Raw genomic sequence first — 22,890 nt, 5'->3', positions numbered from 1 at the left:
GTGTTTATCGACAATAACTTAAAAAGAATAAGGCATTAACTACTTACTCATGGAATATATAGCTCTTATAATAGGCATAATAACATACGGATTGATCATTTCAAGGAGTATTATTAAGGTACCTTTATGGGCTTCTATGTTCTTTGGCGGAATCCTAATGATAGTTACAGGAGTAATAACTCTACAAGAAGCTTACTCCAGTGTTAATTTAGATGTAATTCTATTTCTCATGACACTTTTTATGTTCTCTTCAGCGTTAGAAGTATCTGGATTTCTTAAATTTCTTGCATACAAATTAGTTTCTCGATATAAGGATCCAAAAAAGGTTCTCTTCTATATTCTATTTTACGCTGGAATCCTTTCCAACTTGGTTACAAATGACGGTATATCATCAAGCTGGACACCTGTCGTTCTTGAAGCGTCTAAGGCAATGAAAGTCGATGAGTTACCCTTCCTTTACGCTTTAGCATTTGGAGTAACAATAGGTAGTGTAATGATGCCAACTGGCAATCCTCAGAACTTATTAATATTACTAGAATCCAATACTCCCTTTCTGATATTTGTTGCTATTCTTCTAATACCTACTATGATAAATTTTATCCTTTCTTATTTCGTCCTTCTTCTGATTTTTAGAAAAAAAACTCTCTAACATTACTGTGGACGATAACCTTGGAAATATTCAGATACAAAACAAAAGATTGGCTTATTCTTCTCTTATTTTATTGGCAATTACTATCATACTATTTTTTGTCTTAAGCATTTACAGAATAGATATAGTACTAGCATCCCTAGTAACTTCCTCTATCTTATTACTGGTCAATAGAGAAAGAAGAGAAATAATTCAAAAGGTTGATTGGAGTGTAATTGTGTTTTTCATAGGACTGTTCATATTTACCGAAGGTCTAGTCAAGGGCGGAATAATGGATGCTTTATATCATATAGTTCCATTACCTACTAACACAGCTACCATAATGGCTTCCAGTGTAGTCTTAAGTCAAATACTCAGCAATGTGCCTTTAGTTGCTATATACATACAAGAAATGCAGAAGTTAGGCGCAATAAGTATATTGAATTGGCTAGCGTTAGCAGCAGGAAGCACTATTGCTGGAAACTTCACTATTTTAGGGGCTGCCAGTAATGTTATAGTTTCTGAGGCTTCAGAAAGTAGAGGAGGAAAAGGCTTTAACTTTCTAGAATTCATAAAATATGCATTGCCTATATTGGCCGTAAATTTTGTAGTACTTTATCTCTTCATTTCTTTTGTTGGGACAATCTTGATACAACTATTAACACCATTTCATTAGTACCTCATGATATTTGCATTACGTTCATTTCCCTATAGGGTCTCTCCATCTTAGAATCCATAGTTAACCTATGTCCACAAAATACATTCACGTATCGCTACTCCCACATAAAAATCCCTTCTTATAGTTAGAGCACCGATACTTTCCCTATAAGCATCTCCTTCTAACTGGTGAATCTTTAGGTACGTTAACATTATTTGACTTTACATAGCTAAATCCAGTTCTAAAGGTTCTGAAGAGATCAAGTTTATGAGTGTCTGTTCCTCACGTCTTACTATCTATTTAAAGCACATATATGCCTTGAATGGACTTGAGATTGAAAGTGAAGTTGTTTTAAACTCTTTAATCCACTTAAGTAAATAGAGAATAATGAAGATATTGTACTCGAATAAGGACGATATTCAAAATAAAATAGCTTTGATACCAGTAGGTAGTTTAGAACAACACGGACCACATTTACCTATGGGCACCGATTCTATAATTGCTGAAGAAATAGCTAAAAGAGTTGAAGAAGAGCTGAATAATGTTGTTTTATTATTCCCAACTGTTTATTACACCTGTTCCATGGAACATGAGGGATTTCCATATGCAGGTGTCTCATATATCACATTCGCCTCTTACATGCTCGAAATCCTAAATTCTATTTCAAAATTTTCCAAAAAAGCAGTATTAGTAATTGGACATGGAGGAGTAGTTTCTGTGATAGATGTAGTTAAGAGGCAGTTAAACTTCACTAACAAAACGTTTAAAGTTTACACATTTACAGTTCAGGAAGAAAATTCAGAGGATCTTCATGCAGGCACAATAGAGACGTCTGCAATAAAAGTGATTAATCCGAAACTGGTTAATGAAGATAAGCTGAAGGACGTTGATTACTCTTTTCAAGAGGGTGTTTTCGATATCATAACTACTAAAGAGTCAAACCCATACGGAATTATTAATAAGGGAAAAGTAGTTATAGACGAAGAAAAAGGTAGAGTGTTTATCAGTAAGAATGTTGAAAAATTAAAAAGACTAATTTTAAGCCTTACATGTTAGTGTAGAACGCTGTTACCCTCACTACTTGTCCGTTTGATAGAGATAATGCTACAGTATAGTTTCCTCCTATACTTAGACCTGTCACTGTTGGGAAGAGTATTGTAATTTGGTTATTACCTTGATTTAACACTGATGGAGATATATTGGTCGTTGTTATTGAAAACGCCTCTATTGTAGCTGATATTATAGATATTCCTGCCACATTTGAATAGAGTGTAACCTTGAGTTCACCATTGGGTTTGAGGTATGCAGTACCAACTTGATAAATTGCAGGAGGCATATAAGTAGGACCACTAGGATAGGAAGGTGTACCAAATGTGGTTGGACTTTGTGCAGGCATGCCTCTAAATCTGTTTATGACCTCATCTATTGAAATATAAATTAGGATCCAGCCTATAAAGCTCAAGAAAATTTCAACTATTCCGCCTATAGACATTAAACTAGAATTATAACTATTACCAATGTTATAGAGAGCTACTCCTATCAATACCTGAGCCACAAATATCAATAAAACCCCTACACCAACTAGTGCAACTCCAGCTAAGGGTACCAAGAAGGTTAGTACTCCACCGATAAAGGCTATTATAAAACCGTATATAAGTAGGTTAAGTCCTGTCAAGCCTAAATTAACATTCTTACCTAGATTCGAAAAAGCTTGAAACGCGTCTCTTAACTTAGGTATTCCAACTACAAAATAAAGTATTAATGGCACAATTATTATTAATGCAAAAAAGAAACCTACGAAATATAGTATGCCTATTATAATAAACCACAGAGAAGCGTCTTTTAGTTTATTTAACGCATCTAGATCGGAAGTTGGATATGACATTTCACTATACTTGCTAAATCTTAAATTATAAAATCTATTCGTATTTTGACTAAATATTTTATATAGTCTATATAGGAAAACCTATCACAAGACTTATTAAATAGCCTAAGAAGAAAAATGGAATTACTGGAACACCCCACATAACCCAAATATAATCTTCCTCTCTGATTAAACCTTTCCCTACATACTCCCGATATAATTTTCTCCATTCTTCATCATCCTCTTCCACATCAAAACTAGTTCTAATACTCTGGTTTCCTTTTTCATCTATTACGGTTAATGGGAATAGAAATTTTGAAGATAGAAAATCCTTTACTTTTATCCTCCTGGCAGAAATAGCAAGATTCAATCTTATCGTCAATGAATAACCTTTTGTATACTTTAAGTTCCTGAACAGATTGACTAAGCCTGATAGGAGTATGATTATAGAACCGTACAGAATGACTAGAAAAGGCTCAAAGCCTTCTGATGAAAGATTAGGGAAAAATATGGGATATGTCGTGGCATTACTGAGAGACAGAATTATGGATAGTATCAAATCTGCACCTCCCATCATTGAGAAACGGTATAAAAAATACATGATTAAATTTACAGTTATGACTGAATATAAATATAGAAACAGATTAAGATGTGGATAGTTGAATATGAAGAAGATTACTAGAGGGGCGTAGATAGCCCATATTTTTAGGTCGACTTCTCTCTTTTTAATATCAAGATAAGATGTGTGAGCTAACATTATGGAAGTCAAGACTATTTGTAATATATATATCAAATTCACGGCAGGAAGCCCTCCTCACACAGCCCTCTGCGAGGCAGTCAGAGGGCTAGATACCCCTACTTATAATAAAATTCAATGATATTTATATTTATGAAGTTATTTGACCTCTGCATATCCATATACCCTAGAACTCTTGGGCTTAGCGTTAAGATTTAGTAAGATAACTCTTCCTACAGTTATAGGTATTTCGTCTTTTAAGGTAATGATATTACCGTCAATCTTTCCTATTGTCTTAATGCCCCCTGCTACTACATGAACTGAGTCCGCATCTGAAGTCCACTTAAACTTCGTAAATCCTTGAATTGAGTTGACCAACTTAATGTTAGGCTTCACTAAGGCTGTTACCCCCTCTATGTCTTCGATCTTTACATTCTTTAATGCAAAGCCTATTCTAACACCTGGCAAAACCCCTTCCTGATCCTCATCTAAAACTTGTATACTCTTAACCTCTACCTCCTTCTTCATTGGCAAAGCTATCAACTTGTCGTGAGGTCTGACTTCTGTAAGCGAAAATCCTAAAACTACTGTACCAACGCCCTTAACATTAAATGCTCTATCAACGTAAACATAACCCTTATCGTTCACATCACCATCTGTTTCCTTAAATTCATTACTAACCATTGAAACTATTGATAAATCCTTGAAGATTTTTTCAAATGCGGAACTATCTTCTGGAGGGAGTACCACACCTTTCAGTCCTGAAGCCTCTGCTAGTAAAGCCAATTCTCCCTCAACAGAAGTTATTTGGCTCATTTTCAAGTAAAATGCGGATGATACGCTTAGAGCCTCAGCTTGATCAAGTAACTTTTGAGGGACAAGAATAGACCTGATATGTTCACCAAACTTCTTATAGTAAATGCTTGACTCAACCCTTTTACCTAATCTTTCAGCTATATTCAGGGCATCAGCTTCTGTTGAAGCAAGGACTGTTATTATGGAGCCTTTTAACATTATAAGGAAGATAAATAACAGATACTAAAAAAGTGATTGTATATCTTTTTGTTTGTCAGCCAATCTTTTTAACCTGTTCCATAGCCCACATCATTGGGCAATAGCCACCACACATAGTACAGGCTTTAACATTGGGTTCACCAAATTGGGTATAAACCTTGTAAGCCTGCTCAGGATCAATAAGTTTCTCTATCATCTTATCCCACTCCAGTTTACCCCTGTAGTAGCTTACTTCATCATCCCATTTCCTAACTTTCTTGCCTAATTTCACTATATCTCCAGCATGAGCTGCTATCCTATATGCTATAGCTCCTTCTTCAACTTGCTTAGCGTTAGGTAAACTGAGATGCTCTGCAGGTGTAAGATAACACAGTAGATCTGCTCCCGCAGCTGAGGCTATTGCAGCCCCTATAGAAGAGGCTATATGATCATATGGTGCGCCAACATCGATTACTAAAGGTCCTAATACATAGTATGGAACGCCTCCGGTTAGCTTTTTCATTAGTTTCACATCCCATGCCACTTCATTTAATGGAACGTGACCAGGACCTTCAACCATAACCTGAACTCCGTTATTAATAGCATCCTTTACAAGTCTAGCAGTTTCTATTAACTCCCCTATCTGAAACTCATCATGAGCGTCTGCAGTTGCACCTGGTCTTAATGCATCTCCCAGAGATATGGTAGCATCATATTCCTTAAAAAGCTCTAGTAAATATTTCCAGTTAGTTCGATAAGGATTTTCTTTACCATTGTGTATCATCCATCCTGCGATCATATCTCCTCCTCTAGAAACTATTGGGATAACTCTATCACTTTTAAGAGCTCTAATAGCGAGTTCTCTTGTTAAACCTGCATGAATTGTCATGAATGCCACACCATCTTTTAGTTGTCTTTCAACTATACTTAGGAGTTCGTCTTCGCTGAAGTAAGCTCCCCCACTTTTCTTCTTGAAGGACTGTATGAACGCCTGATATACTGGCACCGTACCTACAGGAAGGTCGCTTTTATCTATAATTTTTCTCCTTATTTCGTCTATGTCCCCTCCAGTGGATAAGTCCATTAAAGTATCTCCCCACTTATTCGATATCTTAACTTTCTCTAGCTCCATGTCTAAATCAATTACCTCACTGGATGTCCCAATATTGATGTTTATCTTAGTCGTTAGACCTTTACCTATGGGTACTAACTTTTTACTGGGTCTCTTAACATTTCTAAGTAACATTATTTTACCTTCAGCTATCCTTTTTCTTACTTTTTCAGGAGAAACTTTCTCTAACTTACTAATACTTTTTATTTCATCTGTTATTATACCTCTCCTAGCTTCTTCGATTATGGACATCATAAGATATTCAATAAACTAGATTATAAACCTTATTATACTGTATTTTAATCATTTTATCTACAAATTAAAAACCAAAGTACCAAAACATAGGTAATTGAAATTAATTTTTAAATTACAAAGGACAAGAATATTTATGCGAATCGTCGTAATTGGTTCGGGTCCTGCAGGTCTATACTCAGCTATAACTTCTTCCTCACTAGGAAATAAGGTCACTTTGGTAGAAAAAGAGGATAGGCTAGGAGGAACCTGTGTACTTTACGGATGCATACCATCGAAAGCCATGTTACACCCCTTAATTCTATCTTCAGGCATTGAAAAGGTAAAGGGTAACAGTAAAATAGAATTCAACTTTAAGGAAATTAGCGAATTGGGCATAAATGCAGTAAACAGAGTAAGTAAGGGTACCGAGTACATGTTGGAAAAATACAACGTAGATATTATACATGGAAGAGCAATATTAAAGGGAAATTCAGTAGAAGTTAACGGACAGACCTTAAGTTCTGACAAGATAATTATTGCTACAGGTACTGTAAAGCCACAGGTTCAAGGCTCAATTGCATCAGATGACTTACCTTACCTAGATAGGGACTTTCAAAAAGTGGTAATTATAGGAGGAGGCGTAGGAGGAGTCGAATACGGATGGTTACTTAGGGCATTAGGTAAAGAGATTTTTGTAGTGGAAAAAGAGAATTTACTTCTCCCTAGACATGATCCTGATCTTCGTAACTCTGTCACATATACCTTCAGAAAAATGGGGTTTAGCCTCCTTCTAGGTAAAGAAGTTAAGAAGATTGAGAGGAATAAAGTTGTTCTAGATGACGGAAAAGAAATAGAAGGTGATATCATTCTAATGAGTTTCGGAAGGACAGCAAATGTTAACGGCTTCGAAGGAGTACCTCATGATAAATGGATAAAAGTCAATGAGTTTATGGAGACTGAAATTAGAGGAGTGTATGCCGCAGGAGATGTCACAGGAAGTTTTACTGCTCATGAGGCTATAAGCAAAGGAATAACTGCAGGATATAATGCATCTGGAATAGCCTCTAGGTATAGAAGTGATGGCATAGTAAAAGTGATTTACACTAAACCTCAGATAGCATATGTGGGGGATACAACGAGAGGTAAATGTGTTAAATTGAATATGGCATCATTAACGAGGGCTATCGCAGAGAAGGAGACAGAAGGATTTGTTAAAGTTTGCGTGGAGGATGATAAAGTAATTGGAGCAGTTGCATTTTCTGAAAGAGCAGAAGAAATTGTAAGTGTATTAGGATTAGCTATAAGATATAACATTAAAGTAAAAGAACTTGCAGAGTATCCATTCCCGCATCCTTCTTATTTGGAAACAATAAATGAGATAATGAGGGAACTAAAATGAACTTGTGTGATAAAAAAATTAGTAGTATAGGTTTAGGTACTTGGAAGATGGGAGGAGATTATTGGACTCCAGGTCACGGGAACGATAATGTTTACATTGAAGCAATAAAATATACTATAAATAAAGGAATAAACCTAATCGATACCGCAGAGATGTATGGAGGAGGACACACAGAAGAAATAGTTGGTAAAGCCGTGGCTGACTTTGATAGGGAGTCCCTCTTTATAACCACAAAAGTATGGCCTAATCACCTTAAATATGACGATACAATAAAGTCGGCGCTAGCTAGTTTGAAGAGATTAAACACCAAATATATAGATCTTTATCTGATTCATTGGCCTAATCCTGATGTGAAGGTTGAGGAGACAATATCAGCAATGGAGAAACTAATTGATATGGGAGTTGTCAGATGTATTGGAGTTAGTAATTTTGATGTAAAGTTACTTGACCAAGCCATACACTCCACTAAGAAATACGAAATAGTAGCAAATCAAATTCAGTACAGTATATATAGGCTGACACCAGAAAGGGACGTTATTCCGTTTGCCGAGAAGAATAAAGTAACAATAATTGCGTACTCTCCTTTAGGTCAGGGATCTATATCCTCAGAATCAAGGTTGAAGGATATCGCACTAAAATATGGCAAGACGCAGGCACAAGTTGCATTAGCATATCTAAAGAGAAGATCAATACCTATACCAAAAGCCGTACAAAAAACACATATTGATGAAATAGCTGATGTTATGAAATTTGACCTGAGGGACGAAGATTATAATGAAATAAGAAAAAGATTTTCATAGTCTACGTAGGAATAAGTATTTTATTTTTATCTAACGTCGAGAGAAACTTAGCATTTTCAATAACCTCTTCCCTGTCAAACTCCATATTAGAGACGTACTCCTTCATTACTGTACAATCATAGACCGTTCCGGCATATTTTAATAGGGACTTAACCTCTTTAGGTAATGCAATCTCAGCCAACTTATTCGGTATAGGAATTTGTATCCCCTTCTTGTTAATTGTTGAAGCATATATCTGAAAGAATTCAGATAAGTTTACAAGTGAACATTCAGTAGCATAAAAGTAATTTCTCGAGGGCAGTTTACCATTAGCTATGGAGTCAATGAGATAAGCTATGTATCTAGCACTAACAGGTTGAAATTCTATTTCAAGTTTTGGAATTATTCCCAGCTTAACCAACTTATAGATTGTGACGAACTGCACATGCGCGTTAAATCTTCCATATACCAATGTAGGTCTTAGTATGATGGCATTCTTACCCAGTATGTTGAGTAACTCTTTCTCGCCTTGTAGCTTAGTTTTCTCAAAAGCGGTTGATGGGTTTAAACCCTCGCCGTGATTTTCCTCAATAGTTACTTTTCCTGTTACACCGTATGTAGAACCACTTGCGTGGATCATAACCTTATTGTACTTTTTGCACGCCTGCGCTATAATTGATGGAACTTCGACATTAGCCATGTACAATACTTTCTCGTCCCCTTGAATATCTCCCACGAAATTTACGATTAGATCATTAGATTTTACTAACTCTTCCAATTTCTGTGTTTCATTAATTACATCAAGCTTTGTTGTATCTACGCCTTTTTCCTTTAGAATCTTAGTGTATAACTCTTTAACCGGATTAAGGCTCCTGTAAGTAATTTTTATGTCATGTTTCGGAGATAAAAAGTAAGCTACATTTGATGAAATAAATCCTAAACCTGTAATTAATATTTTCACAGGCTAAATCATTGCTGGCTAAACTTTAATTCTTTGGGTAAAACCGCTCCGAACAGCTCAGCACATCGTTTAAAGTCCTCTGTAATTCTCTCTATCAATTTATCAACTGGTATACTTCTGTAAATATATTTTGGTCTACCTCCCTTAGAGGATACATCCTTCATCCTCTCTACAAAGCCTAAAGAAACTAGCTTATTTACGCTCCTGTTTATGGAGGCTTTAGATAATTTCAATTGTTCTGCTAAATCGTCCTCATTTTTTCCATCGCTTCCTATTAGTGCTTTTAATACCTGAAAATCTGTATCTGATATGTCATAGCAGAACTTCAACGCCTCAATTAATCTTATTTCCTTTCCTGATGGTAATCTAACTTTGGCTGGTTCAAACTCAATATTAAATCTACTAGATCCCATTTCCATATTAATTCATTTTAAATACTCATATTTAAATCTTTTCATTAAAAAGTAAATCGAGATACATACATATTTATCATTTGTATGTTTTTCTCTTTTTTAAGGTATAGGGATAGTTTAAATTGTTTAAAAAAGAAAATTTATGAATACCTTATTACTCACAATAATTTTCATGTGAATATGTATAGATAAATAAAAAAACAACCGTAACCATTATTTTATGTGCATTTTCCCGGGATACTGGTTGAAGAAAAAGAATTGATGAAGAGCAAAGATGTAGAGCAGATAAAGAGGGAATTGGAAAAACAGGGATACGTAATAGTAAAGGAGAAAAAAGAAAAAAATTTACTAAAAGTATTTGATGACAACGTAGTATTTACATGCAATAAGGATGAGACTATATTCTCCTTATCCTTTCTGAGTAATGTAATAGCCAGAATAGTAATCACAGATAAACTTACTACCGTTATTACGTTTACCAAGAGAAAAAACACGTCATATACGTTTAAGATCGGCAGAATTCCATCATTAAAAGGGATAAGGGAAACGTATAACGTTAGTTCCTACGAACTATTCCTAGAAAGATACTTAGAATACTTATCAAATAATAATGACGAGGAAGTGTTAAATTGGCTTAGGAGATTGATGAGAGAAAAGAAAACAACAGAATCTACACATTAAATATCTAACTTTAATAAGTTGAGGTTACTGGAAAAATTGAGAGTATTACGTAATCAAATAATTTCCTCAAACTAGAATAGTTAAGGATACAAACGCATGCGAACACTACTCTACACGAAAACGGGAATATCGACTATTCCACATAGATTTGTATTAAAAGATATAAAATGGCATACAAATAAACATATGGAGATTAAAGTTGTCTCAGATGTTTGAAGATCCGTTAGAAAAGCTTGTTTCGCCTGAAAATATGCAAAGAATATCAAAACTAGTCGATTCACTTTCTACTATAGAAAAGCTCACGGAAAAACTAAATGAGATGGATAGGAAGGGTCAGTTAGACACAATGCTAAACATGTTAGATCAGGCTGTTGAAGTGGTAGATGCTGTTCAAAAGGCTGATCTGATCAATGCGTTAATGTCTTTTGGAATGGACCAAATAGCAAAAATACAAGCAATATGGCCAGTAATAGAAAAACTAACCAGTGAGAGAGCCCTAACTTTCTATCAGACCTTAGATGTTGACAATCTTCTAAATGTCCTTGAAAAATATCTACCTTTGGTCCAGAAGCTAACAAATGATAAGACGATTAAAACAATTGAAAGCCTTAACCTAGACTCATTAATGGACTCAGTTCAAAAGCTAGCACCAGTACTCAATAAGACAGCTTCATTAGTTGACGAAATGGAGAAAAAGGGTCAGCTTGATGCAATGATAAACCTTATTCAGCAGGCAGTAGACCTTATAGATGCTGTTCAAAAATCGGATCTTATAAATACCCTTGTATCCTTTGGAATGGACCAAATAGCAAAAATACAAGCAATATGGCCAGTAATAGAAAAACTAACCAGCGAGAAAACCATTAAATTACTTGAATCAATAGACTTAGAGTCAACAATAAATGCACTAACATCGTTATCACCATTGTTCAAACAACTCACCAGTGAAAAAGTAATCGGAACAATATCACAACTTGACATAAACTCCTTACTTTTACTATTTGAAAGATTTACATATTTACAAAAAACTGGTGCATTAGATAGGCTACTAAAGGTAATGGAAGTGTTCAGTGATCCTCAAGTAGTAGATGGGTTAGTCCTATTTACACAAAAATTCGGAGTTGCGCTTAAGGCTTGGGTCAACGATTTACCCTCAGTAAAACCAGTTGGGACTTTTGGTCTAATAGGTGCTCTAAATAACAAAGATGTTGGATACACTATGGGTGCATTGCTGAAACTAGCTGAAGAATTAGGGAAATCAATAAGGCAATAAAAACTTTTATACTAATATTATATTTTATAAACTTAAAAATATATACTATTTTTCTTTGTAACCTTTCTAACAACCACTGGCTTTAATCTCTTTCGGGGTTTTACTAGAACTAGTTTTCTGAATTGTTATACTGAAAACATCTCCTTGTTTTGTATTTTCAAGAACATTGCAATCCATTAACTTCACTGCTTCAACTATCATGTCTACACATTTAGGGTCTTTAAACATCACTTTTACAGTACCTTCCTTCATTCCCATTAACTTTGCTACAGTCTTCATAAATGGCTCAGGACATTCCAATTTTGTTGCATCAATCACTTCAACCATAATTATAACAGAATAAAGGCGTAACTAAAAAGTTTTAGACAAAACTTTTCTCAGGTATTTTAAGAGTATTAACCTCAAACTTTGCGGAAAGTACTTCTAACTTTCCGCCTTACTTACTTTTATTCCAGGCTGATAGTAAATAGAAATTATATCCTTATGTTTTTGCCAAATTTACAAGTTGGGTCTCACTTACTCAGTGTATTTTTTAAAGTACTCGCAATTGCCTAACCATTTTTAAGTCCTCATATAAAATCTTCAACCAATGAAAATACTTTCATGGAATGTAAATGGAATAAAAGCAATATTGCGTAAGGGAGCCCTACAACCGGTAATTAATGATTATGACGTAATCATGCTCCAGGAAATTAGGACAAATGAGATACCACTTGATATAGCTCTGAGTGGAAGTAATTTATTTCCCTTTCCCTCAAAGAAAAAAGGCTATAGCGGAGTCCTAACTATCTCTAAAATTAAGCCATTGTCAGTAATCAAGGGACTGGGCATAAATGAGTTCGATGAAGAGGGAAGAGTGCTAACAATAGAGCTCGATGATTATTTTATCATAAATGCCTACTTTCCAAGGGCAGGAGACGATCTAAATAGACTAGATTATAAGATTAAATTCGATTTGGAGATCGAGAAGTTTATGTTAGAACTGAGAAAGAGAAAGCCAGTAATACTCTGTGGAGACTTAAATGTGGCAAGGGACAAAATAGATTCAACTTTTTGGGACGAGAAGGAACCAGGGTTAACGAGTGAGGAGAGAGGTTGGATAAACAAAATATTGTCCACAGATTTTGTAGATACTTATAGGTTTATAAACGGAAATAAAATAGAATATTCCTGGAGAAGTTACCTGGAGAAATGGAAAGCAATGAGAATAGACTACTGTATCGTATCTAGTGAAATCAAGGATAGGATTAAAGATAGTAAGATAATTAAAATAGAAGGATCAGACCATTACCCTGTTTATTTAGAAATTCTGTAGACTCACATAAATTCTATCTAGTCTAGGAATAAGAATTTTGACTGTCTGTAGAAACTGTGGTATGTCATTACTCAGTTTGTACTGAAAAGCTCTATTATAGTCGTCAAATAATCCAGGCTCTCTCTGCGATAGATAGCTTATAACATTATCCAAATCTTGTTTGGTGTAATAAGGCATATTCATTTTTGTTGCTATGGCGTCTATGAGAAAGATCACAGCTAACCAGTAGTTGTTCACAGCGTTAATGAAATCGGATCTAACTTCGTACTGAATAGCCTGTGACATAACGTTCTTAAAATTATTATAATAAGAGGCATAAATAGGAACACTTCCTAAAGCTGATGTTCCAGCTAAGACAGGTTGCATATTTTGTGTTTTAATTAATGATTCCGCAAACTTCTGAATCCTTTGATAGAGAAAATATACTAAAAGTAACGATCCTATGGATGCAGGCCATAATGCGTATGGGTTAAATCCTGTATATGTAATTATTGCGGACTCAATAAGGGCAGCCAGGAAAAGTTCAATAGGTATGAGTGGATACATGAGGAGATATCTTTTCCAATCCTTTCGTTTTACAATAACATACGTACCAGCAGCCACTGCTATTGCATAAGTTGGTAATTCGACAGCAGAGTGAGGAAGTGTTAAGAGTGCTATTGCAACTAAAAAGGATGGCACATTCCGGCTGGTAGCAACTACGCTTAATAAATATGCAGTCTGACCAATAGATATGCCAAAGAATATTGCACCGACAACAGGGATGAAATCTATTGTGGCTATTAACAGGTTATGAGAGAATATTTCAATTACCTGACTAAAGTATGGCATGGAATAAATTCCACTTTCCATTGAGTTGTACTCCTGCACTAGGGCTGGATTATTATAAGGTATCGAGGAGACACCAATAAATATAGCTAATTCTATAATGAAATAAATTAATATTAGTTTAGATATGAGTCTCATTGAGACTTAATATCACTTCAGAATGAAATAAATCTTATCACAACACTCTATCACAATATTTCATATATATCTTGTCTATAGAAGATCTCATGTATTCTTCAACTACTCTCCTGTCTATTCCAGTACTTAATGAAATATGATGCCAGCTTTTGCCCTGAAGTGTCCTAGCTATTAAAACTGCTTCCTCTCTTTCTTCCAAGAAGTGATCTGGATAAAGAAAATAATACTGAGTAACAGCGTGAATTCCATCTGCAACACTATTATATTCCAGTATTCCCTTCAAATAGGATTCTATTTTATAACAATACTCCTTGGGGAAACTTACAGGATAGTTAGACGATTTACTGTCAATATTAGTCCCCCTCAGGATTTTTGAGAGCAAAAGAGGATTAACGTTAAAGTATAACTGGTGAGCTGTATGCAAAATCTTAAACCTGAGTAATACTGATAATCTGTTAATTATAGGCTCTATAGCCTCATTCAGTGCTTTAAGTACTACGATAGAATATCCGTTAAGACCTTCATTTTTTCTGTTAGATAAATGTACAGGAGTGAAACCATTATTAAGCCAGAAGTTCACTACTCTATAATCAGCCACAAAGGATGCGCCTATCCAATCAATACCCTCTCTTTTACCTCTCTCCACCACACTCCTCAATAATTTACTACCAAATCCCTTGTTTTGAACATCTGGTTGAACCGCAATTCTCATTATACGCCAACCCTTATACTTTCCAAATTCCTGAAGTCTCTCATATAGCGTAAGCTTATAAGGAATTAGATGTCCTTCTAATCCACTACCATTCAAAATTCTATCTATTTCTCCTTTCTCCAGTGCACCCTCTTCTATAACCTGTGCAACTGCAATCTTTCCTAATGAGAAAATACGTTGAAAATGATGATCTCCTAGTATCATTAGGTCGTCTGGGGAATTCCTATAATGTGCAGAGACAAGAATTCCGTAAACCTGCCTTAATAGATGATCCTTTTCAAATAGTTCTTTTCTATCGATTTCTGTGAATTCTAAGTTTTCATTCTCTTTTTTAGGTTCTGCATCTAGAAGCATAACGTCATAAATAAATCTCTCTATCGGGTCTCCCTTAGCATACCTTATAGGTTTCTCTAAAGTCACATGTTTAAACTTTATACTTTTATCCTCTCTAAGACCATTAAGATACTTTAAGAAGGCTTTGCCCGTACCCTCATATCCGTGAATTGTGGTCACGAGAATTACTTTCTCCCAACTTCTAACTATATAATCTAAAGTCTCAGTGCCTATTGATGCGGCTTCGTCTACTACTATTATATCTCCTTGATAATCTTTTGCCACATCTGGGGCTAACCATTTCACTCTTAAAGCTCCAGACATGATACCCATTACTTTGCCATCTCTAGACCTAGTTATGGAATATCTTTTACCTAACTGATCCAAACCCTTTATCAGAAAAGAAATAATTTCTATCGAGGAATAATACGAAGGAGAAGTTATAATGATATCTAAAGAGATGTTAAGAGTACTCAAATGTGAGAGGAATAAACCTATAGAAGAGCTTTTACCCCTTCCCCTTGGAGCAGTGATGGTTAACACTCTTCTTCCATCTTCCAAGATAAACAGAGACTCGTCTAAGACCTTCGCCTGATCATCGGTCAAACATAGGCTATATAACTTAGAATTAATAATAGATTTTCTAGGATTTAACTTGGAATTAATAATAGAAAGCTGCTCCGTCTTAAATGTGTTAAAGCTTTCCAGGTTATCGTTGACGAAGAGAAATACCCCAGGATAAGACTTAGCCATTCTAAGAAACCTCTCCTCAAAATAATTGTCCACAATGCCGTTCCTCTGGATGGAGTTCTTGTAAAGCTTGTTTCTTTGGAGATCATCGGAGTACATTATTATTAAACCTCCTCCCCTCACTAAATCCACAAGTGCGGAAATATAATTGGGTCTAAAGTCATCCATTAAGTCTAATATGACCACATCATATGTTCCTCCCAATATCTTGCCGTAGTTACTGTAATCCAGGTCAAGGAGATTGGGGATATATTTCTTGAATTTAAAGAATCTATCTTTCGCACCTTCTATCCAAGGGTGAAAAGCATACAATGCTTTCTCAGGTTCCCTGAATTCCTTATAAACCCGTAACAAATCGAATGTCGATTTTTCCCAATTACCTAGATGAATGCTCAAAAGCCTATAGTTGTAGTTTGAAGCTTTTCTAAATTCCTCATTAAAATTGATAGTATTTATCAATCCAATATACAATATTCGGCTAAAAATTAAAACTATCAGCAAGGATCCAGGACATCATAGCTCAGCCCTTGTAAGGCTCATCACAAGTTTTAGCTCTTGGTTTTAGTTTTTGGCCACCAATTATATTTTTTAAGTATACTCATAACTGCTGGTACAAGTATCGGTCTTACTATAAAGGTGTCAAATAATATAGTTAAACCAACCGCTAGACCAATCTCCTGTAAGAATCTCATATTTGACACAACTAAGGACATAAACGCACCTGCTAAAATGAGACCTGCAGCAGTAACCGCAAGACCAGTACTTTCCACACTTTTAACAATACGTTCCTCTTCATTACCCTCTTCCTCTAGGATCCTGACTATTATGAACATATCGTAGTCAATACCTAAACTATACATTATTGCAAAGACTATGAGTGGAGATAACCAATACACACTACCAAATATTATGTGGAGTAGAGCAACACCAAATAATGAACTTAGGAGGAGTGTTAGTGAAAGCCTTATTGGAACTATGATAGAACCTAAAACAAGACCAAGATAAAGTGTGATAATTAATATAGTTACAGGTAGTACGAAGCTATAGTAAATCGATACGGTATTATCAATTATATCTACCCTCTCCGCATTAGCTCCTCCCACAAGGTAACCCATCTTTATAAGGTTTTCAGTGAAATTTATGGCTTGATTACTGAACACAGGAGATGAGATATAAATCTCAACAAGTGTGTAATTGCCTGCAAAGAAGAAGTTAGTCAATTCTGTGGTAGTATTTAAGAGAGTTCTACCTATACCAGCTGGTCCTATTACGAAGCCACCTTTATCTATTACATATTTAGATAGGCTGTAGATTTGACTGTATGACTGATTTGGGTTCCCTCTTATTATAACGTAATCCACGCTGTAATTGAAGAAATTATTTAACTCTTTTTCTCCCACTAACACTTTGCTGTTTGGTGATACGATCTCACTTATGTCACCATTCGTACTCCCGTGAATAAAAACGAAATAACTGAATATTGCAATAAGAATCATTGAGGCTAATACAATATATCGATAGTTTATTGATTTTCTACTTACCTTAGAAAGGTACTGTTGTCTTATATCAATAGAACTTGGTAATTGCTTTCTAGGAAACTTCAAGTACTTGATGGACACTACACTTAGAGAACTCTTCATAAAGAGAATAGACGGGATTAGTGCAGATAAGCTAGCTATAACTAATGCTATTCCTATATTTTTAAGCAAAGGAGAAGGAGATATAAGAAATGATAAGAAACCTAAGCCTATACTTAATCCACTGAAGAGAATTGCTCTTCTAGCATTCCTATAAGCTTTATCTAATGGAAACGTACTGCCTTTGGATACCTCCTCAAAATATCTATATAAAAATAGTACTGAGTAATCTATGGTAATCCCAAACACTATTGGTGGAATAACCAGACCAGAAATATAGTATATGGAATAACCTAGAAAGGTGGATATGTATAATGCAGTGTATGCTATTTCTAAACCTATAACCGCACTGATAATGAGGAGGATTATCGGTACTAATGCCCTAATTAAAACAGATAAGAGAATTGCGACCAGTAAAATAGTTACAATATCAATTACCCGTAAATCTGACTCCGTGGTTGATGCAGAATCTGCATAAACTGGTAGGTGACCGGTAACTGTGTAATTAATGCTGGAGATAAAGTTTTCAATATTCTGTAAACTTTCGTTTGACGGAACTTGTACTATAAATAACCACTGATCACCCTTATGAAAATTAGAAATAGATAAACCTGAAGTGTTGACTTTACTGTAAACTAACTTCTCTGAATACACATAAGGGTTTTCTAGGGCAACCTCAGGTATACTTTTACCTGTCAATAAGTAAATAAGATATGAGTAATTACTGAAATTCATAATAGTCCTGTAAGCAAGTGATGTGTTACTATAGTTCATGAAAGAAAATAATAATATAAAGGGATCACGGAAAACATATAGACTAGCATTCCTGGCTTTTTCAAGCAATGAACCAGGCTGTGCGAAAAAGATTTGCTTAAAGAGTACTGCCTGGGTACTACTAGAGTTAAATTTTCCTTGAGGAATTCCATAAGATACGTTCAATTGGTACATGAAATACGTGAAGTTCGATAGAATAATCAACTTCTCAAAGGTAAGATTTCCATATAGATAGTGGAGTGGCAATATTTTATTGTAAATTTCCTCTATTAACGGTTTAGAATAATTTTGTAATGTTTCATTAAACATTTTAAGGTATTCATATGGTGTAATTAATTTGGAGTCGGGAGAGAGGTAGTGCAATGAGTTGTTTAGTTTATCTAATATCTGTGAATAATTTCCTGACGCTATTATGTAAATGTTATCATTTGACGAGTAATTAAAATCTTTAACTAAAATTTGATCAACTCTTACACTGGAATATTGAGGTGTTAAGAAGGGAGAGTCTGAGTATACGAAATTGTTTTGAATCATCAGCACTATCGGCGAAAGTATGATAGCAATTACCAAAAACATAATGAATGGTGACTTCCCCACACTAATTCTGGACGTACCTTAAGTTAAAAGAATTAGTACTAAAAATACTGAAACAAAACCACAAGACATTAAAATTGAGCAAGATTTGGATTCATTTCTTAGATTTACGATTTTTCTCTCTAGAAGACCAACTCTGTTTCCACATACTAGCTATGGAATAGAACGATGCCAACGACTGAACAATTAATGCTATAACACCATACATCAAAGTTTTCCCCCTTTCTTTTTCCATAATTTTTATCATAACCAATAGAAATGTTACACCACCTATAATACTCAGTACTCTCGGTAAAATAAATACAAGAACGAAATCAAAGGGAGGTAAATGTGCTCTGATGGGGATACCTAAAATTAATTGGAAAATATCCAATCTTTCTAGAGAGGTAATTGAGGCTGAAAGTGTGTTAAATATATCAAAACGAGGATATTGAAGAGGAATTAGGGAGAATATCACCAAGATAGGCAGAAAATTCATATATATGATGTCGAATACGTATAGATTTCCCCTGAGACTTAAACTTCCATCCCTCAATGATCGCAGGAAGAACAGATAGTTTGCTCTAGTCCACCTTACTACCTGTTTAACAAACTGTGATAAATTTTCTGGAGGTTTCGTATATGCAATTGCATCAATTGCTTTTATCGCCTTGTACCCTCTTTCTATAATATACTCCGTTAAATCTCTATCATCAGATATCTTCAAAGAAATATTGAATATCTTAGAACTAGTGAAATCGTTCGACATCACATAGTTCCTTATGGCTGACGTTTTATATAATACACATTGCCCGCTGAGAATTATAGTTCTTCCAAAATAACTTGTAGCTCTATTCACTATTTCGCTCATAATCTCATAAAAATTAGCATAATAGTATGATATCTTTCCATTGTTCCAGACCCTTATGCTAGGTGAGACACCACCTACGTCTTCTGCCATATAGCTTAGCATCCTTTCCAACGATCTTTTATCTATGAAAGTATCGCTATCGAGCAATAACACCAGCCTTGTATCTATATATCTCATGCCTTCCGATAACGCAAATCTCTTTCCCCTTCTTTCTTCCAATCGTATAAAAATACCGCCGTTCTGTTCTGTAATTGCCCTATATGGCTGATCAACTCCATCTCCTACTACTACGAACTTTAAACCCATACTAGAAACTGACTTGATCACTTTTCTAAATATGTCCTCTACTTCATTATACACAGGAATGAGTACAGTTATATCTGTAAAAGTGTAATCAGGGTCACCTTTAATTCCTACAACTTTTTTAGGATTATATATTACAGCAAATAGACCGTTGAATATAAGGAAACCAACACTGAGAATCGCTGAAGTATACTGATACAGTAAATGCTCAAATACTCCTGGAAACACAAAACTAAATGAATAGAATGAAATTTAAACTTAATCCTACCAGTCTATCTCACCATTTAGGAAAGGATTATTTAGCTTTTCATAACCTAGTGTAGTTATGAATCCGTGCCCAGGATAAACGTTAAGCAAATCCTCTAGATCCATTAGCCTACGTAAACTTTTCTTTAGGTATTCCCTGTCTCCACCTAAATCGTATCTCCCTATGTTCTCGTTAAATAAAGTATCACCTGTAAATAAGTTGTCTTCAATCATAAACGATACGCTTCCAAGTGTATGTCCTGGTGTTTCAATAACTTTAACCAAAATTTTCCCAAAATTAATAACACCTTCTTTCAAGTCACCATCCACATTAATTTCTCTAGTTCTACTGTCGTATCTTAATATTATTTCGTCCTTTCTATTCATGTAGAAGGGAACTTTAAAGTGTCTCTGAATTAACGGAACCCCAATAACATGGTCAAAATGCCCGTGTGTTGCAAGTATTGCCTTAAGATTAATATTATTAGTTCTAACATATTCTAAGATCTCAGAGGGGTCTCCACCCACGTCTATGAGTATTGAATCATCTTCCTCGATGACCAAATATGAGTTGGTGAAATAATCTCCAATCTCAAAACGTTTTACTGTTACCATCAATCATAGTAATAAATTAATCAAAATAAAATCCTAACTAGATAACCACCCTTAAACCATCTATCCTGGTTAGTCTGTTTACTAACACAAAGGATATATTCCCTTTAGATTAATGAAACGTATGAAATACACTGATACAGCTCCAAAACTGTTTATGAACACAGGAACAAGATTTCCAAGAAGAATAATATGGGCAATGGGTCTAATAAAGTACGCCTGTGCAAGAGTCAACATGAACTTAGGTCTACTCGATAGAGAGATCGGCAGAGCTATAATTCAGGCAGCTGAACAAGTGATGAAAGGAGATCATGATGATAAGATCATTTTAGATGTATTTCAAACAGGCTCAGGAACTGGACTCAACATGAATATTAATGAAGTAATAGCAGAAACAGCCAGCAAAATCGCTAACAAACATGTACATCCCAATGATCATGTAAATCTTGGTCAGTCATCTAACGACACTGTACCCACTGGAATTAGAGTAGCTGCTGCAGCTGAAGTGGAAGAGAACTTGATACCTGCCCTTACTAAATTGATAAATACATTGGACAGAAAAGCAGAAGAATATAAGGATATAGTGAAAGCAGGGAGAACCCATCTGAGAGATGCCTTACCTGTAACTCTTGGTCAGGAACTTTCTGCATACTCAGATGCGTTTAAGCATGATCTTGAGAACATCAGGCAAACCGTTGAATATGTGAAAGAACTGCCAATAGGTGGAACTGCTGTTGGAACAGGCGCTAATTCACACCCAGATTTTCAGATAAAGGTTATTGATGAAATCAATAACGAGACAGGACTAGGGTTTAAACCTGCTAACAAGTTCAGAGCAATGCGACTTCTCACAGATTTACTTACACTGAGTGGAGCACTAAGGACTTCAGCAGTAAATCTCTACAGACTAGGGCAAGACATCAGATTGATGTTCTCCGGACCCATGACAGGGTTTAATGAAATAGATTTACCTAGTCAAGAGGAAATAGCAGGAAGTAGTATAATGCCAGGAAAAACCAACCCTGTTACGGTTGAAGCTTCGCTACTGATATCTGCACAGGTGGTAGGTTTGGATCATGCAAACCAATTTGCATCAATGCTAGGTGAATTTGAATTGTCTATGGGAATTCCTTTGATCGGATATAATGTAGTTACACAAACTAGGTTACTAGCAGAGGCTCTCAACAAGTTTGCTGATTTAGTAATTGATAAAATGGTTCCTAATCTAGAGAGAATGAGAAGATTAGCTGAAAGTAGTCCATCACTCATAACTATTGTATCACCGGTTATCGGCTACGATAAAGCTTCCGAAATAGGTAAAAAGTTAGCTAAAGGACTATCTATAAGAGAAGCATTAAAGGAACTCGGATACAATGACGAACAGATAGACAAGATTTTAGACCTCAAGAAACTCACCAAACCAGGATTTAGTGCCAAGTGAGATTCATGGAGACATGTTTAGGAGTAGTAAAAAGAGGAGATTTTTTTCTATTCATTAGAAAGTTAAGAGGAATTGGAACAGGTTATATAAATTCAGCTGGAGGAAAATTAAGGGATACAGAAACACCCAGAGAATGCGTCGAAAGAGAACTTTACGAGGAGTTGGGGATCAGAGTCCTCTCGTCAGAGAGAGTAGGTAAAATAGAATTTCTTTACGGTCAGGAAAAGTATTTAATGCATGTATATCTTGTTACAGAATTTGAGGGAATTCCAAGGGCAAGTGAGGAAGGTATACCAATGTGGCTCAAAGAACCACCGTACGAGGAAATGTGGCAAGATGATAAGATATGGTTACCTAAAGTCCTAGCAGGAGAAAAAGTGGATTGTAAGTTTTACTTTAGCTCAGACTGGAAAGAATTCTTTGGAGGAGAGTGTAAAAGTTTAACCGAATTTACCTAGAACGTATTTTACTGTGAGCTCCTTTCTAGGGTTATCAAATACCTCATATTTTGACCCATAAACCATACATAATGAGACCATTTTGTCATTTGAGGTATATGCATAAGAACAATTATTCTAATCTCCTTTTTAAGTGAAAAATAAACTCCTTGATTTTTCTTAAAACTAC

The 22,890-nt window shown here is 35.3% G+C and carries 20 protein-coding genes and 1 pseudogene; 9 read left to right on the top strand and 12 right to left on the bottom strand.

The features are described from left to right. Window positions 1-49: 49 nt before the first annotated feature. Both SACI_RS12155 and SACI_RS00670 read left to right on the top strand, forming a co-directional pair. A pseudogene (locus tag SACI_RS12155) lies at window positions 50-1,304 on the top strand (SLC13 family permease). 369 nt (window positions 1,305-1,673) lie between these two features. Then, window positions 1,674-2,342: a creatininase family protein gene (locus SACI_RS00670; protein WP_011277065.1), complete on the top strand. Its 669-nt coding sequence runs from the start codon at window positions 1,674-1,676 to the stop codon at window positions 2,340-2,342. Here SACI_RS00670 and SACI_RS00665 read toward each other — a convergent pair. The 4 genes from SACI_RS00665 to thiC all read right to left on the bottom strand — a co-directional run bounded on the left by SACI_RS00665 (window position 2,332) and on the right by thiC (window position 6,242). Beyond that, a complete protein-coding gene (locus SACI_RS00665; RefSeq protein WP_011277064.1) occupies window positions 2,332-3,171 on the bottom strand; it encodes a DUF973 family protein in 840 nt (279 codons plus the stop codon). The genes SACI_RS00670 and SACI_RS00665 overlap by 11 nt on opposite strands. 67 nt (window positions 3,172-3,238) lie before the next feature. After that, window positions 3,239-3,907 (bottom strand): A24 family peptidase C-terminal domain-containing protein, encoded by a 669-nt coding sequence (locus SACI_RS00660; RefSeq protein ID WP_080504002.1) that lies wholly within the window; start codon window positions 3,905-3,907, stop codon window positions 3,239-3,241. A 138-nt stretch (window positions 3,908-4,045) separates the two neighbouring features. Beyond that, window positions 4,046-4,900 carry a translation elongation factor gene (locus SACI_RS00655; protein ID WP_011277062.1) on the bottom strand — a complete coding sequence of 285 codons (855 nt, stop codon included), beginning with the start codon at window positions 4,898-4,900 and terminating at the stop codon, window positions 4,046-4,048. A gap of 55 nt (window positions 4,901-4,955) precedes the next feature. Beyond that, complete coding sequence (gene thiC / locus SACI_RS00650; RefSeq protein ID WP_011277061.1) at window positions 4,956-6,242, bottom strand: phosphomethylpyrimidine synthase ThiC; 1,287 nt, start codon at window positions 6,240-6,242, stop codon at window positions 4,956-4,958. A gap of 136 nt (window positions 6,243-6,378) precedes the next feature. Here thiC and SACI_RS00645 point away from each other — a divergent pair, with 136 nt between their 5' ends. Together SACI_RS00645 and SACI_RS00640 are read left to right on the top strand one after the other, a co-directional pair. Then, window positions 6,379-7,623 carry an FAD-dependent oxidoreductase gene (locus SACI_RS00645; protein WP_011277060.1) on the top strand — a complete coding sequence of 415 codons (1,245 nt, stop codon included), beginning with the start codon at window positions 6,379-6,381 and terminating at the stop codon, window positions 7,621-7,623. Then, the gene (locus tag SACI_RS00640) at window positions 7,620-8,423 is read left to right on the top strand and encodes an aldo/keto reductase (RefSeq protein ID WP_011277059.1); all 804 of its coding nucleotides are present in this window, start codon (window positions 7,620-7,622) and stop codon (window positions 8,421-8,423) included. The genes SACI_RS00645 and SACI_RS00640 overlap by 4 nt, the downstream gene beginning before the upstream one ends. 1 nt (window position 8,424) lies before the next feature. On the opposite strand, the gene SACI_RS00635 is transcribed toward SACI_RS00640, so the two are convergent. After that, window positions 8,425-9,363 carry an NAD-dependent epimerase/dehydratase family protein gene (locus SACI_RS00635; RefSeq protein WP_011277058.1) on the bottom strand — a complete coding sequence of 313 codons (939 nt, stop codon included), beginning with the start codon at window positions 9,361-9,363 and terminating at the stop codon, window positions 8,425-8,427. An 8-nt stretch (window positions 9,364-9,371) separates the two neighbouring features. Next, window positions 9,372-9,755 carry an HTH-type transcriptional regulator Lrs14 gene (gene lrs14 / locus SACI_RS00630; protein ID WP_176586671.1) on the bottom strand — a complete coding sequence of 128 codons (384 nt, stop codon included), beginning with the start codon at window positions 9,753-9,755 and terminating at the stop codon, window positions 9,372-9,374. A gap of 243 nt (window positions 9,756-9,998) precedes the next feature. Between lrs14 and SACI_RS00625 the strand changes: the two genes are divergently transcribed. Next, window positions 9,999-10,457, top strand: a complete 459-nt coding sequence (locus SACI_RS00625; RefSeq protein WP_011277056.1) for a hypothetical protein — start codon at window positions 9,999-10,001, stop codon at window positions 10,455-10,457. Window positions 10,458-10,656: 199 nt separating this feature from the next. Beyond that, entirely contained in the window at window positions 10,657-11,730 is a 1,074-nt protein-coding gene (locus tag SACI_RS00620; protein ID WP_011277055.1) for a DUF1641 domain-containing protein, read from the top strand. A 66-nt stretch (window positions 11,731-11,796) separates the two neighbouring features. Here the strand turns inward: SACI_RS00620 and SACI_RS00615 are convergent, their stop codons facing one another. Then, window positions 11,797-12,057 carry a sulfurtransferase TusA family protein gene (locus SACI_RS00615; RefSeq protein WP_011277054.1) on the bottom strand — a complete coding sequence of 87 codons (261 nt, stop codon included), beginning with the start codon at window positions 12,055-12,057 and terminating at the stop codon, window positions 11,797-11,799. A 262-nt stretch (window positions 12,058-12,319) separates the two neighbouring features. Here SACI_RS00615 and SACI_RS00610 point away from each other — a divergent pair, with 262 nt between their 5' ends. Further along, window positions 12,320-13,045: an exodeoxyribonuclease III gene (locus SACI_RS00610; protein WP_011277053.1), complete on the top strand. Its 726-nt coding sequence runs from the start codon at window positions 12,320-12,322 to the stop codon at window positions 13,043-13,045. Here the strand turns inward: SACI_RS00610 and SACI_RS00605 are convergent. From SACI_RS00605 to SACI_RS00585, 5 genes are all read right to left on the bottom strand, one after another. Beyond that, a complete protein-coding gene (locus SACI_RS00605; RefSeq protein ID WP_011277052.1) occupies window positions 13,031-14,011 on the bottom strand; it encodes a stage II sporulation protein M in 981 nt (326 codons plus the stop codon). The two genes, SACI_RS00610 and SACI_RS00605, sit on opposite strands and share 15 nt — an antisense overlap. Before the next feature lie 37 nt (window positions 14,012-14,048). Next, on the bottom strand, window positions 14,049-16,265 hold the full coding sequence (locus tag SACI_RS00600; RefSeq protein WP_011277051.1) for a tRNA(Met) cytidine acetyltransferase TmcA: 2,217 nt from the start codon (window positions 16,263-16,265) through the stop codon (window positions 14,049-14,051). 89 nt (window positions 16,266-16,354) lie between these two features. Further along, window positions 16,355-18,793, bottom strand: a complete 2,439-nt coding sequence (locus SACI_RS00595) for an MMPL family transporter (RefSeq protein ID WP_015385362.1) — start codon at window positions 18,791-18,793, stop codon at window positions 16,355-16,357. A gap of 112 nt (window positions 18,794-18,905) precedes the next feature. Beyond that, entirely contained in the window at window positions 18,906-20,192 is a 1,287-nt protein-coding gene (locus tag SACI_RS00590) for a glycosyltransferase family 2 protein (RefSeq protein ID WP_011277049.1), read from the bottom strand. Between the two features lie 36 nt (window positions 20,193-20,228). Continuing rightward, a complete protein-coding gene (locus tag SACI_RS00585; RefSeq protein ID WP_011277048.1) occupies window positions 20,229-20,825 on the bottom strand; it encodes an MBL fold metallo-hydrolase in 597 nt (198 codons plus the stop codon). A gap of 121 nt (window positions 20,826-20,946) precedes the next feature. Between SACI_RS00585 and SACI_RS00580 the strand changes: the two genes are divergently transcribed. Beyond that, on the top strand, window positions 20,947-22,263 hold the full coding sequence (locus SACI_RS00580; protein ID WP_011277047.1) for a class II fumarate hydratase: 1,317 nt from the start codon (window positions 20,947-20,949) through the stop codon (window positions 22,261-22,263). Window positions 22,264-22,268: 5 nt separating this feature from the next. Next, window positions 22,269-22,721, top strand: coding sequence for an 8-oxo-dGTP diphosphatase (locus SACI_RS00575; RefSeq protein ID WP_015385361.1), 453 nt, complete (start codon window positions 22,269-22,271; stop codon window positions 22,719-22,721). Window positions 22,722-22,890 lie beyond the last annotated feature (169 nt).

The sequence above is a fragment of the Sulfolobus acidocaldarius DSM 639 genome (assembly GCF_000012285.1).
Taxonomy (GTDB): Archaea; Thermoproteota; Thermoprotei_A; order Sulfolobales; family Sulfolobaceae; genus Sulfolobus; species Sulfolobus acidocaldarius.
The sequence above is the reverse complement of the archived record's forward strand: the minus strand, read 5'-3'. Positions and strand labels throughout refer to the sequence as shown.

Coding starts and splice junctions, on each gene's coding strand:
- SACI_RS00670 (WP_011277065.1), top strand. CDS start 1,674: ATGAAGATATTGTACTCGAATAAGGACGATATTCAAAATAAAATAGCT.
- SACI_RS00665 (WP_011277064.1), bottom strand. CDS start 3,171: ATGTCATATCCAACTTCCGATCTAGATGCGTTAAATAAACTAAAAGAC.
- SACI_RS00660 (WP_080504002.1), bottom strand. CDS start 3,907: ATGTTAGCTCACACATCTTATCTTGATATTAAAAAGAGAGAAGTCGAC.
- SACI_RS00655 (WP_011277062.1), bottom strand. CDS start 4,900: ATGTTAAAAGGCTCCATAATAACAGTCCTTGCTTCAACAGAAGCTGAT.
- thiC (WP_011277061.1), bottom strand. CDS start 6,242: ATGTCCATAATCGAAGAAGCTAGGAGAGGTATAATAACAGATGAAATA.
- SACI_RS00645 (WP_011277060.1), top strand. CDS start 6,379: ATGCGAATCGTCGTAATTGGTTCGGGTCCTGCAGGTCTATACTCAGCT.
- SACI_RS00640 (WP_011277059.1), top strand. CDS start 7,620: ATGAACTTGTGTGATAAAAAAATTAGTAGTATAGGTTTAGGTACTTGG.
- SACI_RS00615 (WP_011277054.1), bottom strand. CDS start 12,057: ATGGTTGAAGTGATTGATGCAACAAAATTGGAATGTCCTGAGCCATTT.
- SACI_RS00610 (WP_011277053.1), top strand. CDS start 12,320: ATGAAAATACTTTCATGGAATGTAAATGGAATAAAAGCAATATTGCGT.
- SACI_RS00605 (WP_011277052.1), bottom strand. CDS start 14,011: ATGAGACTCATATCTAAACTAATATTAATTTATTTCATTATAGAATTA.
- SACI_RS00595 (WP_015385362.1), bottom strand. CDS start 18,793: ATGTTTTTGGTAATTGCTATCATACTTTCGCCGATAGTGCTGATGATT.
- SACI_RS00585 (WP_011277048.1), bottom strand. CDS start 20,825: ATGGTAACAGTAAAACGTTTTGAGATTGGAGATTATTTCACCAACTCA.
- SACI_RS00580 (WP_011277047.1), top strand. CDS start 20,947: ATGAAATACACTGATACAGCTCCAAAACTGTTTATGAACACAGGAACA.
- SACI_RS00575 (WP_015385361.1), top strand. CDS start 22,269: ATGGAGACATGTTTAGGAGTAGTAAAAAGAGGAGATTTTTTTCTATTC.